This window comes from Microbacterium alcoholitolerans (genome assembly GCF_050408615.1).
In the GTDB taxonomy this organism is placed as follows: Bacteria; Actinomycetota; Actinomycetes; order Actinomycetales; family Microbacteriaceae; genus Microbacterium.
Map to the genome: position 1 here is coordinate 84,202 of NZ_JBNTKD010000002.1, position 14,678 is coordinate 98,879.

A 14,678-nucleotide genomic window follows, 5' to 3' on the forward strand; every position below is an offset into this window, starting at 1 on the left:
ACCCGCCGGATCGGGGGCCCGGTCAGCCGTCGATCACCGCCACCAGCTCGTCCAGGAACGATTCGAAGTCCGCTGAGCGGCGCATGATGCGCTGCACGCTGTCGCGCTCGCTGAACACTTCGACGAGCTGCTCGAACACCGTCTGGAAGGCGTCGCGGTCGCTGTCGCTGAAGGCGGCGAGCGCGACGACCTGCACGCGTCCGCTCCCCCAGGCGACGGATCCATCGGCCATGCCGATCGCGATCGCGGTGCGCTGCGCGCTCATCTGCAGCGCGTGCGGCACCGCGAGCGCATCGGTGAACGCGGTCGACGACATGTGCTCGCGCGCGATGGTGTTCTCGATGTAGTCCTCATCGATGAGACCGGATGCCGTCAGCATCCCGCCCAGGCGCCGGATGATCTGCTCCTCGCCGATGTCCGGCAGCGGCGCGAGGTAGGCATCGGCGGAGAAGTAGCGCTGCAGCTCCGCGCGCAGTCGGCGCAGCCGGCGCGCGCGGCGGATTCTGGCGGCGGCCTGCTGCACGCGCTCCACGTCCGCCTCGCCCAGGAAGGGCTGGATGCGGACGATGCGGTCGTCCGCGCCGGCCAGCGGGATCGTGCTGAGCACCAGGTCGGTGTCGAGCTCGCTCCAGTCCGGATCGACGCTCGTCACGACCCGCACGACCTCGATGAGTCGCCCCAGCGATTGGTCGACGCTGGAGCGCAGCAGCTCCTGCAGCTCCTGATAGCCGGGGCAGACGATGGTGGCCGTGAGGATGGCATCCGCCGCCCTGCTGCGCTCGAGTCGCCCGCCGACGTGCATGGCGATGTACGCGATCTCGTCCTCCTGCAGCGGCACGCCGAGCCGGTCGTGCAGTCCGCTGGCGATCGAGACGGCGACCTCGAAGATCATCGGGTACGAGGACTTCAGCGAGCGGGTGAGCGGATTGCGCGTCCACGCCTGCTCGCGCGAGCGGTGCAGCAGGTTCTGCACGTGCAGCGCGAGGCGCAGCGCGAACGCGTCGTCGACGAGGTCGACCTGGTAGTCGTGCGCGGCCTGCTCGATCTCGGCGCGCACAGCGCGCACCACCTGCGGGTCGGTGCTGCGCGGCGCCCGCTCACGGGCGCCGTCGCCCGGGGTGACCACCCTGGTGAGCACGAGGTTCGCCAGATGCTCGCGATCGCCGTCGCCGAGCGTGACGCCGAAGTGCTGCTCCGCCAGTCGCGCGATCGCCGAGCCGACCCCCGCGACGGCGTCGTCGTCCGTGCTCGAGCGGCCCTCCAGCGCGCGTCCGCCCGCGACGCGCTCGGCGGCGATCGTGATGTGCAGCAGCACATCGCTGATCGCGAGCTCGTTCACGTAGTATCCGAGCGCGCCGAGTTCGCCCACCAGCGCGCTCTTGAACGGCCCCACGGCCCTTGCGGGAACCGCCTCGGGCGCCAGGGCGCGCTGCAGAGCGTCGGCGCGCAGCGGACCGGCATCCATCTCGTCCTGTGCAAGTCTGCTCAGCAGGCGCCGCAGCGACTGCTCGTCGCCGCTGAGCCGCACCACGTCGCGTTCGCGCTCGAGACGCACCGCGGTGCCGTCCAGCAGCGCTCGCACGCGCACGAGGTCGTTCTCCAGGGTCGTCTCGCTCACCTGCAGGGCGAGTGCGGTGTCGTACACGTCGATGCCGTCCGAGTCGTCGACGAGCGCGCGCAGGATCCTGTGCAGGCGGGCGCGAGGAGTGTGCGCATGCTCGCCGGTGCCGACCGCGTCGTGGGCGTGCGCGCCGGCGCGGTAGCCCGCGGAGCCGGATTCGACGGCATCGCCGCCGGCCACCCGTGCGTTGAGCGCGGCGACGTACGTGCGGATGCTGCGCGGGGTCACCCCCAGCTGGTCGGCCAGGTTCGCGGCCGTGGACCAGGAATCCTGACGCAGCAGAAGCGCGAGGAGCTGGTCCTGTCGCTGGCGTGACATCCTCCGCCTTCCTCGCTGACGACGCGTGCGCCTCCATGATGCCAGTCGCGGCGCCCGGGCGGGCGGAAACCGATGTTCCGCGGGGGCGGAAGGAAGCTTGCTGGAAGAACGCTGAACGTCCTGGGCACACTGAGAGAGAGGAAGGGGCAGGCAGATGCGAATCCTGGTGGTGTGCGGCGCGGGTGCGTCGAGCACGTTCGTCGCCCAGCGCCTGGCGCGCGCGGCGACCGGGGCGGGCCTGCCGTGGTCCACCGAGGCCGGCACGGAGCGGACCGCGCTGTCGGCGGCAGGCGTCGACATGGTCCTCGTCGGGCCGCACCTGGCCGATCATGCCGATGACATCCGCTCGGCTCTCAGCGGCCGCTCGCGCGTCGTCACCCTCCCCGACGACGCCTTCAGCGATCTCGACGGCAGCCGCACGCTGCGTCTCGTCCGCGACGCGATGGCCGCGCCGCACGACCGGAAGGAAGCACCATGACCGTCTCCAGAACCGTTCGGGTCGGCTCCTCGCACGGGCTGCACGCCCGCCCCGCGAAGCTGTTCGCGCAGGCGGCGAAAGACGCCGGCATCCCGGTGACCATTGCGAAGGATTCCGGAAAGGCCGTCAACGCGGCCAGCATCCTCAGCGTCATCTCGCTCGGCATCGACTTCGGCGACCACGTCGTGATCACCGCCGACGGCGACAGCGCCGAGCAGGTGCTCGACAGCCTCACCGAGCTGCTCACCACCGACCACGATGAGGGCGCATGAGCGTGCTGCGCGGTGTCGGCATCGGTCAGGGCGTGGCGACCGGACCGGTCGTGCGCATGGCCGAGGCGATGCCCGCTCCTCAGGAGCAGCCGAGCACGCTGAGCGTCGAGGATGAGCGCACACGCGCCCGGGAGGCCGTCGCCGCCGTCGCCGCCGAGCTGCAGCAGCGTGCGGATGCCGTCGGCGGCGCCGCCCAGGAGGTGCTCGAGGCTCAGGCGATGATCGCCGAGGACCCGACCCTGCAGGACGAGATCGACACCAGGATCGATCAGGGCAGCACCGCCGAGTGGGCTGTGCACGACGCGTTCGCCGGCTTCCGTGCCACGCTGGAGGCCGTCGGCGGCTACCTCGGCGAGCGCGCCGCCGATCTCGACGACATCGCCCAGCGCGTGCTCGCGCACCTCCGCGGCGTGCCGGCACCCGGTGTGCCCGACCCGGGGCATCCGTTCGTCCTCGTCGCGCGCGATCTCGCGCCCGCCGACACGGCGCTGCTGAATCTCGAGCAGGTGCTCGCGCTGATCACCACCGACGGCGGACCGACCTCGCACACCGCGATCCTCGCCAGGGAGAAGGGCATCGTCGCCATCGTCGGCGCCACAGGCGCCGCCAGTCTCTCCGACGGACAGTCGGTGATCGTCGACGCCGCCGCGGGCACGGTGAACGACGCTCCCACCGAGGCGGAGATCGCCGCGGTCGAAGAGCGGCTCGCCGCGCGCGCCGCCGAGGATGATGTGCCGGCCGCACCCGGCGCGCTCGCCGACGGAACCCCCATCCTGCTGCTCGCCAACCTCGGAAAGCCGTCCGACGCAGCCGACGCCGTCGCCCGCGGCGCGGAGGGCGTCGGACTGTTCCGCACCGAGTTCCTCTTCCTGTCGGCATCTCAGGCGCCGACGATCGAGCAGCAGCGCGCCTCGTACATCGAGCTGCTGCAGGCCTTCGAGGGCAAGAAGGTCGTGGTGCGCCTGCTGGATGCCGGCGCCGACAAGCCGCTGGCCTTCCTCAACGATGCGCACGAGGAGAACCCCGCGCTCGGTCTGCGCGGGCTTCGCGCGCTGCGCGCCAGCGAAGACATCCTGCGCGAGCAGCTGACCGCGCTCGCCGAGGCGGATGCCAAGACAGCGGCCGACCTCTGGGTGATGGCCCCGATGGTCACCACCGTCGAGGAGACCGCGTACTTCACCGCGCTGGCGAAGGAGTACGGGCTGAAGACCGCCGGAGTCATGGTCGAGGTCCCGGCCAGCGCCCTGCTGGCCGATCGCGTGCTCGCGCACGCCGACTTCGCGTCGATCGGCACGAACGACCTCACGCAGTACACGATGGCAGCGGACCGGCTGCTGGGCTCGGTGGCGTCGTTCCAGGACCCGTGGCATCCGGCTGTGCTGCGCCTGGTGCGGGAGGTCGGCGACGCCGGCGCCCGCCTGGGCAAGCCCGTCGGAATCTGCGGCGAGGCTGCCGCGGACCCGCTGCTGGCCGTCGTGCTGGTCGGACTCGGCGCGACGAGCCTCTCGATGGCGCCGGCCGCCCTGGGCGACGTGCGGCGCTCCCTGACCGCACACAGCCTCGACGACGCGCGGCGCATCGCCCAGGCGGCTCTCGCCGCCGACGACGCCGACGGCGCCCGCGACGCCGCTCGCGCCGCGGCCGGGTCCTGAACGCGGACGCGACGCCCCGAAGACCTGCATCACCACCACCCGAACACCGCAACATCTGACCAGAGAGAGACACATCATGACGACGACGTCACCGACAAGGCCCGGAGGAGCACGCGTCGCCGTGCAGCGCTTCGGCACGTTCCTGTCCGGCATGATCATGCCGAACATCGCGGCGTTCATCGCCTGGGGCTTCATCACGATGCTCTTCATCCCGGCCGGCTTCTTCGGTGCCGACAGCCCGTTCCGCTGGCACTGGGCGCCCGTCGCCGAGATCATCGGCGGCGGCGGTGACGCCGCCGTGATCAACTGGCCCGGCGCCATGACCGCGCTCAGCGAGGGCGACGGCGGGAACTACGCCGCCTACGTCGGCCTCGTCGGGCCGATGATCACCTACCTGCTGCCGCTGCTGATCGCCAACACCGCCGGACGGATGGTCTACGCCGAGCGCGGCGGCGTGGTCGCCACCATCGCCACCATGGGCGTCATCGTCGGCACGAACATCCCGATGTTCCTCGGCGCGATGATCATGGGCCCCATCGCCGCGTGGATCACCAAGCAGATGGACCGCATGTGGGACGGAAAGATCAGGCCGGGCTTCGAGATGCTGGTGAACAACTTCTCGGCCGGCATCCTCGGCATGATCCTGGCGATCGTCGGATTCTTCGCATTCGGCCCGCTCATGCTCGGCATCAGCGCAATCCTCGGCGGTGCCGTCGGCTGGCTGGTGTCGGTGCAGCTGCTTCCGCTGGTTTCGATCATCGTCGAGCCTGCGAAGGTGCTGTTCCTGAACAACGCCATCAACCACGGCGTGTTCACGCCGCTCGGCATCGAGCAGGCCGCCGAGACCGGCAAGTCGATCCTGTTCCTCATCGAGGCGAACCCCGGCCCCGGACTCGGACTGCTGATGGCGTTCACGTTCTTCGGCGTCGGCGCAGCCAAGGCCTCAGCCCCCGGTGCTGCGATCATTCAGTTCTTCGGCGGCATCCACGAGATCTACTTCCCGTACGCGCTCAGCAAGCCGGCCACGATCCTCGCGCTGATCGCGGGTGGCGCAGCCGGGGTGACGACCAACATGCTGCTCGGGGGCGGACTCGGGTTCCCCGCGGCCCCCGGCAGCATCATCGCCGTCACCGCCGCGGCCATCGGCTCCGGCGTCGGCAATCTGCTGGTGGTCTACCTGTCGGTGATCATCGCCGCCACGGTGACGTTCCTGATCACCGCCGTGATCCTGCGCGCCTCGCGCCGCCGCGATCTGGAGGCCGAGGCCGATTCGTTCGGCGCCGCCATCGCACAGACCGAGGCGAACAAGGGCAAGTCCTCCAGCACATTGTCGAACCTCGCAGCCAGCGCGTCGGCCTCGAGCGCAGGCACAGCCGTGGCCACTCGCCGCATCGAATCGATCGTGTTCGCCTGCGACGCAGGCATGGGCTCGTCGGCGATGGGCGCGAGCGTGCTGCGCAACAAGATCAAGCAGGCCGGCGTCTCGGGCATCACGGTAACCAATGCCGCCATCGCGAACCTCGACGGCACGGCCGATCTGGTGATCACGCAGCAGCAGCTGACGGATCGCGCACAGGCGAAATCGCCCGGTTCGATGCACGTCTCGGTGGACAACTTCATGAACTCGCCGAAGTACGACGACGTCGTGCAGCTGGTCCGGGAGCAGGATGCCGTCGTGGCGGAGCCGCAGGCGGCCGCTGATCCCGCGGCTGCCGCAGCACCCGTCGCCGCAGCACCTGTCGCCGCAGCACCCGCGGGCTCGGCCGTGCTCACCGCCGACCGGGTCCGCATCCACGCGGGCTCCGCGACACGTGACGAGGCGCTGAAGGAGGCGGCCGATGCGCTGGTCGCCGCCGGCGCCGTGACGCCGGACTATCTGCAGGCTATGCGCGAGCGGGAGAGCACGGTCTCGACCTTCATGGGCAACGGCCTGGCCATCCCGCACGGCACCAACGACGCCAAGGACGCGGTGCTCGGCTCGGCTCTCAGCGTCGTGCGCTACGACGGCGGCGTCGACTGGGACGGCGACCGCGCCACGTTCGTCATCGGAATCGCCGGAAAGGACGGCGACCACCTGCAGATCCTCGCTCAGATCGCCGAGCTGTTCTCGGATGAGGCGGACGTGGCAAGGCTCAACGCCGCCGCAACGCCCGAGGAGCTGTACGCCATGCTGTCGGCGGTGAACGAGGCATGAAAGCCGTCCACTTCGGCGCCGGGAACATCGGACGCGGCTTCGTCGGTCTGCTGCTGCATCAGGGCGGCTACGAACTGGTGTTCTCAGACGTCGCCGCCCCGCTCGTCGACGCGATAAACGCGGCGGACAGCTACACGGTGCACGAAGTGGGCGACGGCGGCGTGGACACCGTGGTCACCGGCTTCCGCGCCATCAACAGCGCCGAGCAGCCCGAGGCGCTCGTCGCGGAGATCGCGGATGCGGAGGTCGTGACCACGGCGGTGGGCGCGGGCATCCTGCGCTTCGTCGCACCCCCGATCGTCGACGCGCTGCGCCGTCGATCGGATGCGGCGCCGCCGCTGCAGGTCATGGCCTGCGAGAACGCGATCGGCGCCACAGATCTGCTGCGGCAGGAGATCATCGCACGCGCCGGCGAGGACTGGGGGGCCCTCGCCGGGCGGGCGGTGTTCGCCGACACCGCCGTGGATCGGATCGTGCCCGGTCAGCCCGCCGACGGCGGTGTCGACGTCACGGTCGAGCCGTTCTACGAGTGGGCGATCGAGCGCGGTGCGTTCGGAGACGCCCCACCGCACATCCCGGGGGCGCACTTCGTGGACGATCTGACGCCGTACATCGAGCGCAAGCTCTTCACGGTGAACACCGGGCACGCCACCACGGCGTACCTCGGTGCGCAGGCCGGCATCGAGAGCATCTCCGACGCCCTGGCCGACGAGACGATCGCCGCCGCGGTCGCCGCGGCCCTGGAGGAGACCTCTGCCCTGCTCGCGGACAAGCACGGACTGGATCAGGCAGAGCTCGCCGAGTACCGTGCGACGATCCTGCGGCGCTTCGCGAATCCCGCGCTGCCTGACACGGTGTGGCGGGTCGGGCGGCAGCCGCTGCGCAAGCTCTCACGCCACGACCGCTTCATCGGTCCGGCGGCCGAGGCCGCCGAGCGCGGTCTGCCCACCGATGCGCTGATGCGCGCAGTGGCCGCGGCGCTCGAGTTCGATCACCCGGAGGATGACCAGTCCGTCGAGCTGCAGCGGCTGCTGCGCACCTCTGACGCCACCGCACTGGCATCCGAGGTGACCGGTCTCGATGACGGGCATCCGCTCTTCCCCGCCGTGCGGGACGCGTTCGTCCAGCGCGTCGCAGAGGTGACAATCGCCTAGGCTCGTGCGAGGACGGTCCGACCCGCGGGCCTGAAAGAGGTCGCTGACGGATGCTGGTGCTCACCGCCGCGGCGACTGTGATCGCCGCGGTCATCCAGCGCGTGACCGGCCTCGCCTTCGTACTGGTGCTGATCGGACCCGTCGTACTCGTCTACGGACCGGTGGAAGGTGTCACGGTCGCCGTGTTCCTCGCCGTGATCGCGTCGCTGTTCGCCGTGCCTGGAGCGTGGCGCGACGTCGACTGGCGCCGCACGCTGTGGCTGCTCGGCGCCGGACTCGTCGCGGCTCCCCTCGGCGCCCTCACCTCGGTGCTGCTGCCGGAGGCCGCACTTCTGCTGCTGATCGGCGGGATGGGCGTGCTCGCCCTGAGCGCTCAGCGGCTCGGTCCGATCGCCCGGCACGTCCGCGGCCGGTCCGGCGCGATCGGCGCCGGGGCGCTGGCCGGATTCATGCACGCCTCCAGTGGGCTGTCCGGCCCCGCGCTGGCCTCCTTCGCGCTCGGGGACGACTGGCCGCAGCGCCGGTTCGCCGCGAGCGCGCAGATCATCTTCCTCGGCTACGGCGCGATCGCGGTGGCGCTGCGGGGGCTGCCGTCCACCCCGGTGCCGGAGATCGCGCTGCTCGCCGCATGCACGGCCGGCGGGATGATCATCGGCATGTTCGCCGCGCGGCGCGTCTCGCCGGCGCTCGCCCGCCGGGTCATGCTCCTCTGCGCCTGGGCGGGCACGCTGGTCGTGCTGGTGCGCGCCGTGCTCGCGCTGCTCGGCTGAGCGCGGGTCTTCGGCACCTGCTGCCGTCGGTTAAGATCGAGTGACCCCGGGGGGCCGTCTGCAATGCACGATGTCGTGCAGGAGTGAAATGAAGAACTACGCCGTCATCGGCGCGGGCCCCTCAGGCCTTGCCGCCGCACGCGCCCTGAGCAGGCGCGGCATCCAGGTCACCGGCTACGAGGCATCCTCCGATGTCGGCGGGCTGTGGGACATCGACAATCCGCGCAGCACCATGTACGAATCGGCGCATCTGATCTCGTCGCGCACCACCACCGAGTTCGCCGAATTCCCGATGGACACGGATGCCGATTACCCGGGTCACCGAGTGCTGAAGAGCTACTTCGACGCCTACGCCGACGAGTTCGATCTGCGCGAGCTGTTCCATTTCGACGCGAAGGTGACGCGCCTCGAGCCCGCCGGCGGGCCCGATGACGGATGGATGCTGTACGCCGACGCCCGCGAGCCGCGCCACTTCGACGGCGTCGTGCTCGCGAACGGCACCCTGGCCGAGCCGAACATCCCGCGGTTCCCCGGGGAGTTCAGCGGTGAGATCATGCACACCAGCCAGTACAAGCGCCCGGGCCAGCTGGCCGGCAAGCGGGTGCTCATCATCGGCGCCGGCAACTCGGGCTGCGACATCGCCGTCGATGCCGTCCATCACGCGGCATCCGTCGACATGAGCGTGCGCCGGGGCTACTACTTCGTGCCGCGCTACCTGTTCGGCAGGCCGAGCGACACTCTCAACCAGGGCAAGCCGCTTCCGGCGAAGCTGAAACAGGCGATCGACACCCGGGTGCTGAGGGCGTTCACCGGCGACCCGGTGCGGTTCGGCTTCCCCAAGCCGGATTACCGCATCTACGAGTCGCACCCGATCGTGAACACGCTGATCCTGAACCACCTCGGCCAGGGCGACCTTCGCATCCGGGCCGACATCGCCCGCTTCGACGGCGACACGGTGCATTTCAAGGACGGTTCCTCCGCCGAGTACGACCTGATCCTGCTGGCCACCGGGTACACGCTCGACTACCCGTTCGTCGATCGCGGGCACCTGCACTGGCAGAACGCATCGCCGCGGCTGTTCCTCAACATGTTCCCGCCATCGTTCAACGGCCTTTACGTGATGGGCATGATCGAGGCGTCCGGCATCGGCTGGCAGGGACGCTACGAGCAGGCCGAGCTGCTGGCCGCGTACCTCTCGTCACTCGAGCACTCCCCTGCCGCTGCGGCCGCGTTCCGAGCCCGTGTCACCGGACGCCCGTGGCCGGACACCACCGGCGGGTATCGGTATCTCGGCCTGGATCGCATGGCCTACTACGTCAACAAGGATGCGTACCGCTCAGCCGTGCGCACCGCGACCCGCAGCCTGGAGGCGTGATGGACTTCGACGAACTGGTGCTGAACTTCACCCCCGGCACGCTGATGATCCTCAACGTCGTCCTCGGGCTGATCATGTTCGGCATCGCGCTCGACACCAGGCCCGCCGACTTCAAGGTGGTGGCGCGGCACCCGAAGCCCTTCGCGATCGCGATCCTCGCGCAGCTGCTGGTGCTGCCCGCCGTCACGTTCGGCCTGACCCTGATCCTGCCGGTGACCGCGTCGATGGCGCTGGGCATGATCGTCGTCGCATGCTGCCCACCAGGAAACATCTCGCAGGTGCTGACGCACCGCTCCGGCGGCAACGTCGCCCTGTCGGTGTCGATGACGGCGGTCGGCAACCTGCTCTACATCGTCGCCATGCCGATGAGCATCGCATTCTGGGGATCGCTGCACCCCACCGGACGCGAGCTGCTGCACGCGGTGTCACTGAACCCGTGGCAGATGCTGCTGGAGATCGTGCTGATCATCGGCCTGCCGTTCGCCGCCGGCCTGGCGCTGCGCGCCTGGAGACCCGGCTTCGCGCAGCGCGTGCAGCCGTTCGTGCGCTGGTTCAGCCTGATCGCGCTGGTGGGCTTCATCGTCGGCGCGCTGGCCGGGAACTGGGCCGTGTTCATCAGCGTCATCGGCGCGGTGCTGGTCGTGGTCGCCGTGCATGACGCCGTCGCACTGGGCATCGGCTACGGAACAGCCGTGCTGGGCGGTCTCGGCACGCGCGAGCGCAAGGCCATGACCTTCGAGGTCGGCATCCGCAACGCCGGGCTGGGTCTCGGCCTCATCTTCGCGTTCTTCGGCGGGCTCGGCGGCATGGCCGTCGTCGCCGGCTGGTGGGGCGTGTGGGACATCATCGCCGGCCTCATCGTCGCAGGACTCTGGGCACGGCACACGCGAAGGCGCACCGGGTCGGCGCAGGGCGATGCCAGCAGGCACGCCGTCGCCACCGACGCACCGGCGGGTCCCTCATCGGATGCCGCGCCGGAGACCACCCGATGACGCGCGTGCTGGTGACCGGCGGCGCCGGGTTCCTCGGCTCCCACGTGACCCGGCTGCTCTGCGGGCATCCGTCGGTCGAGGTCGTCCTCAGCGGCGACCTGCGCGACTCGGACGTGCCCGGCGTGATCTCGGCGCGCTTCGACGTGACCGATGGCGAGGCCCTCGCTCCGGTTCTCGCCGAGCACCGCATCGACACCGTCGTGCATCTCGCGGCGATCGTCAACCCCGGCCGCGACGTCGACCTGGAGTACCGGGTCGACGTCGACGGCACCCGGCATGTGCTCGACGCCTGCATCACGGCCGGTGTGCGGCGCATCGTCGTCTCCAGCTCCGGCGCCGCGTACGGGTATCACGCGGACAGTCCGCTATGGCTCACCGAGGACCATCCGGCGCGCGGCAGCGACGAGTTCCCGTATTCGAAGCACAAGCGGCTGGTCGAGGAGATGCTCGCCCGCGCTCGCAACGAGCATCCGGAGCTGGAGCAGGTCGTCTTCCGCATCGGGACGATCCTGGGTCCGACGGTGCAGAACCAGATCACCGCGCTCTGGGATGCGCCGCGCCTGCTGCGAGTCGCGGGCTCCGACTCGCCGTTCGTGTTCGTCTGGGTCGACGATGTGGCAGGCGCCATGGTGCGCGCCGCGACTGACGGGCCGGAAGGGATCTTCAACGTCGCGGGCGACGGACGCATGACCGTCCCCGAGATCGCCGAGCGATTGGGCAAGCGGATGCTGACGATCCCCGCCTGGCTGCTCGGCGGCGCCCTGCGGATCGGACGCGCGCTGCGCCTGACCGAGCACGGTCCGGAGAAGGTGCGGTTCCTGCGATACCGCCCGGTGCTGGAGAACACGCTGCTGAAAGAGCGATTCGGGTACGTTCCCCGGCTGACCAGTCGTCAGGCGTTCGAGGAGTACCTGCGCACCCACCCCGGCGTCGCACGCCGATAGCCTGGGACGACGCCGACCGAGCGCGCGAAGCGGACGCGCAGCTCGTCGGTCGGTTCCCGGCGGGGGTGTGACTCAGCGCTCGAAGCCCTCGGCGATGATCTCGACGATCTCCTCGCGCTCCTCCACGGGAAGGAACGCCGCGGACGCCGCATTGAACTGGAATGCCTCCAGGTCGTCCAGGTTGTAGTCGAACGCGTCCACCAGCAGCGCGAGCTCGCGCGTGAGCGAGGTTGCGCTCATCGTGCGGTTGTCCGTGTTCACCGTCACGGCGAAGCCCAGCTGATACAGCAGGTCGAACGGATGATCGGCGAGTTCGTCGCCCCACGCCGCGATGGCGCCGGTCTGCAGATTCGACGACGGCGACAGCTCGAGCGGGATCTCCCGGTCGCGCACCCAGCGGGCGAGGTCGCCGAACTGCACGTGCACCTCGTCGCCCTCGCGCTCGATGATCTGCAGATCCTCGGCGATGCGCACCCCGTGCCCGAGACGCAGGGCGCGCCCGTCGATCAGCGCGGAGCGGATCGAGCTCGGCCCGGCCGCCTCGCCGGCGTGCACAGTCACCGGGAAGAACTCCGAGGCGAGGTAGTCGAATGCGTCGCGGTGCTGAGAGGCGGGGAAGCCGTCCTCGGGCCCGGCGATGTCGAAGCCGACGACGCCGCGCTCGCGGAACGCGATCGCGACCTCGGCGACCTCGCGCGCGCGGTCGTTGTGGCGCATCGCTGACAGGATCTGACCGACGCGGATGCTGTGGCCTGCGGCATCCGCCTCATCCTCGCCCTCCTCGATGCCGCGCTGGACGGCATCGACGGCCTGGGCGAGCGAGAGCCCGCCGGCGACGTGCTGCTCGGGTGCCCAGCGCACCTCGCCGTAGATGACGCCGTCCTTCGCCAGGTCGGTGACGAACTCGCGGGCGACGCGGGTGAGCGCCTGCTCGCTCTGCATCACCGCGGTGACCAGGTCGAACGTCTTCAGGTACTCGGTGAGCGAGCCGGAGCCGCACTGCTCGGCGAACCAGCGCCGCATGCCCCTTGCATCCCCCGCGGGCGCCGGCACGCCGATCTCGGCGGCCAGCTCGAGGATCGTCGCGGGGCGCACGCCGCCGTCGAGGTGGTCGTGCAGCGAGATCTTCGGCAGGGCGCGCAGCGACAAGCCCTGGACCTTGATGTCTCCGTGCTGATCGATCGTCATCGCGCGCCCTCCTCTGCGGTGATGCGCTCGCGCACGATCGACTGCGCCGCCGGTGCGGCATCGCCGATCTCGTATGCGCCGCCGAGCGCGTCCAGCGCGCGGGAGAAGCGGCTCTCATCGTCTCCCGACAGGGTGAACAGCGGCTGTCCCGCGGTCACCCGGTCGCCGGGCTTGACGGCGAGGTCGATGCCGGCCGCGTGGATCACGGGATCTTCCGCACGCGCACGTCCCGCGCCCAGACGCCAGGCTGCGATCCCGAACGGCAGCGCATCCATGCGGGTGACGACGCCGTCGCGCTCTGCGGTGACGACATGCGTCTCCCGCGGCGTCGGCAGCGCGGCACCCGGATCGCCGTCCTGCGCGCGGATCATCGCGTTCCAGCGGTCCATCGCACGGCCGTCGTCGAGGGCGGCCTCGACGTCGGCATCCGGAAGCCCTGCCAACGCGAGCATCTCGCGGGCCAGCGCCACGGTCAGCTCGCGGACGTCGGCGGGACCGCCGCCGGCGAGCACCTCGACGGACTCGCGCACCTCGTTCGCGTTGCCGATCGCGAGTCCCAGTGGAGTGTTCATGTCGGTCAGAAGCGCCGTGGTCGCCACCCCGGAGTCAGTTCCGAGCGCGACCATCGTGCGGGCGAGCTCGCGCGCACGATCGATGTCCTGCATGAAGGCGCCGCTTCCGAACTTCACATCGAGCACCAGCGCGTCGGTGCCCTCGGCGATCTTCTTCGACATGATGCTCGAGGCGATCAGCGGGATCGCCTCGACCGTTCCGGTGACATCGCGCAGCGCGTAGAGCTTCTTGTCCGCAGGAGCGAGGCCGGAGCCGGCCGCGCAGATCACCGCGCCCACATCGCCCTGCATCTGCGCGAACATCTCCTCGTTCGACAGCGCCGCACGCCACCCGGGAATCGACTCGAGCTTGTCTAGCGTGCCACCGGTGTGGCCGAGCCCGCGTCCGCTCAACTGCGGCACGGCGACGCCGAACACGGCGACCAGCGGCGCCAGCGGAAGGGTGATCTTGTCTCCGACACCGCCGGTGGAGTGCTTGTCGACCGTGCGCTTGCCGAGGTCGGCGAAGCTCATCCGCTCCCCGGAGGCGATCATCGCGTCGGTGAGCACGCGGATCTCGTCGCGCTCCATCCCTCGCTGGAAGATCGCCATCGCGAAAGAGGCCATCTGCGCGTCTGACACGTATCCGCGGGTGTAGGCGTCGACCATCCAGCGCAGCTCGGGCTCGGGGACGGTGCCGCCTTCGCGCTTGGCGCGGATGACGTCGATCGCGTCGAACGGCTCGCCCTTCGTCTGCGCACCGGTCATCGGACATCCTCCAGGTCGGCGGGACCGAAGCGGTCCGGCAGCACCTCGTCGATCGTGCGGATGCCGGAGACGGTCTCCAGCAGCATCCCCGGCATCGCGTGCTCAGAGAGAAGCTGACGGCAGCGGCCGCACGGCATGATCGTCGTTCCCTCCCCGTTCACGCACACGAACGCCACGAGCTGTCCGCCGCCGGACATGTGCAGGTCGCCGATCAGGGCGCACTCCGCACACAGGGTCACCCCGTAGGAGGCGTTCTCGACGTTGCATCCGGCGACGATGCGACCGTCGCCGACGAGAGCGGCCGCTCCCACCTTGTATCGCGAGTACGGCGCATAGGCCCTGCCCATCGCATCGATCGCGACCTGTCGCAGCTCGTCCCAGTCGATGTCGGTCATCTGCGT

At 70.2% G+C, this 14,678-nt stretch carries 13 protein-coding genes; 9 read left to right on the top strand and 4 right to left on the bottom strand.

Annotation, left to right across the window (positions count from 1 at the left end; genetic code table 11):
* Nucleotides 1-22: 22 nt before the first annotated feature.
* Nucleotides 23-1,939, bottom strand: coding sequence for a BglG family transcription antiterminator (locus ACQUSX_RS14665; RefSeq protein WP_428907763.1), 1,917 nt, complete (start codon nt 1,937-1,939; stop codon nt 23-25).
* A 154-nt stretch (nt 1,940-2,093) separates the two neighbouring features.
* Here ACQUSX_RS14665 and ACQUSX_RS14670 point away from each other — a divergent pair, with 154 nt between their 5' ends.
* The 9 genes from ACQUSX_RS14670 (at nt 2,094) to ACQUSX_RS14710 (ending at nt 11,770) form a co-directional block, all read left to right on the top strand.
* Entirely contained in the window at nt 2,094-2,417 is a 324-nt protein-coding gene (locus ACQUSX_RS14670; RefSeq protein ID WP_428907762.1) for a PTS sugar transporter subunit IIB, read from the top strand.
* Nucleotides 2,414-2,689, top strand: coding sequence for an HPr family phosphocarrier protein (locus tag ACQUSX_RS14675; RefSeq protein ID WP_428907761.1), 276 nt, complete (start codon nt 2,414-2,416; stop codon nt 2,687-2,689). Before ACQUSX_RS14670 ends, ACQUSX_RS14675 begins: the two co-directional genes overlap by 4 nt.
* The gene (gene ptsP, locus ACQUSX_RS14680; protein ID WP_428907760.1) at nt 2,686-4,341 is read left to right on the top strand and encodes a phosphoenolpyruvate--protein phosphotransferase; all 1,656 of its coding nucleotides are present in this window, start codon (nt 2,686-2,688) and stop codon (nt 4,339-4,341) included. Before ACQUSX_RS14675 ends, ptsP begins: the two co-directional genes overlap by 4 nt.
* 76 nt (nt 4,342-4,417) lie before the next feature.
* On the top strand, nt 4,418-6,535 hold the full coding sequence (locus ACQUSX_RS14685; RefSeq protein WP_428907759.1) for a PTS mannitol transporter subunit IICBA: 2,118 nt from the start codon (nt 4,418-4,420) through the stop codon (nt 6,533-6,535).
* Nucleotides 6,532-7,689, top strand: a complete 1,158-nt coding sequence (locus ACQUSX_RS14690) for a mannitol-1-phosphate 5-dehydrogenase (RefSeq protein WP_428907758.1) — start codon at nt 6,532-6,534, stop codon at nt 7,687-7,689. The genes ACQUSX_RS14685 and ACQUSX_RS14690 overlap by 4 nt, the downstream gene beginning before the upstream one ends.
* A 50-nt stretch (nt 7,690-7,739) precedes the next feature.
* On the top strand, nt 7,740-8,459 hold the full coding sequence (locus tag ACQUSX_RS14695) for a TSUP family transporter (protein ID WP_428907757.1): 720 nt from the start codon (nt 7,740-7,742) through the stop codon (nt 8,457-8,459).
* A gap of 88 nt (nt 8,460-8,547) precedes the next feature.
* A complete protein-coding gene (locus ACQUSX_RS14700) occupies nt 8,548-9,834 on the top strand; it encodes a flavin-containing monooxygenase (protein WP_428907756.1) in 1,287 nt (428 codons plus the stop codon).
* Nucleotides 9,834-10,826 (top strand): bile acid:sodium symporter family protein, encoded by a 993-nt coding sequence (locus ACQUSX_RS14705; protein WP_428907841.1) that lies wholly within the window; start codon nt 9,834-9,836, stop codon nt 10,824-10,826. The genes ACQUSX_RS14700 and ACQUSX_RS14705 overlap by 1 nt, the downstream gene beginning before the upstream one ends.
* Complete coding sequence (locus ACQUSX_RS14710; protein ID WP_428907755.1) at nt 10,823-11,770, top strand: SDR family oxidoreductase; 948 nt, start codon at nt 10,823-10,825, stop codon at nt 11,768-11,770. Before ACQUSX_RS14705 ends, ACQUSX_RS14710 begins: the two co-directional genes overlap by 4 nt.
* Before the next feature lie 72 nt (nt 11,771-11,842).
* Here ACQUSX_RS14710 and ACQUSX_RS14715 read toward each other — a convergent pair whose 3' ends face one another.
* From ACQUSX_RS14715 to ACQUSX_RS14725, 3 genes are read right to left on the bottom strand one after another with little or no spacing between them, the layout of a single operon-like run.
* Nucleotides 11,843-12,958 (bottom strand): adenosine deaminase, encoded by a 1,116-nt coding sequence (locus ACQUSX_RS14715; RefSeq protein ID WP_428907754.1) that lies wholly within the window; start codon nt 12,956-12,958, stop codon nt 11,843-11,845.
* Nucleotides 12,955-14,277 (bottom strand): thymidine phosphorylase, encoded by a 1,323-nt coding sequence (locus tag ACQUSX_RS14720; protein WP_428907753.1) that lies wholly within the window; start codon nt 14,275-14,277, stop codon nt 12,955-12,957. The genes ACQUSX_RS14715 and ACQUSX_RS14720 overlap by 4 nt, the downstream gene beginning before the upstream one ends.
* The gene (locus ACQUSX_RS14725; protein ID WP_428907752.1) at nt 14,274-14,672 is read right to left on the bottom strand and encodes a cytidine deaminase; all 399 of its coding nucleotides are present in this window, start codon (nt 14,670-14,672) and stop codon (nt 14,274-14,276) included. Before ACQUSX_RS14725 ends, ACQUSX_RS14720 begins: the two co-directional genes overlap by 4 nt.
* Nucleotides 14,673-14,678 lie beyond the last annotated feature (6 nt).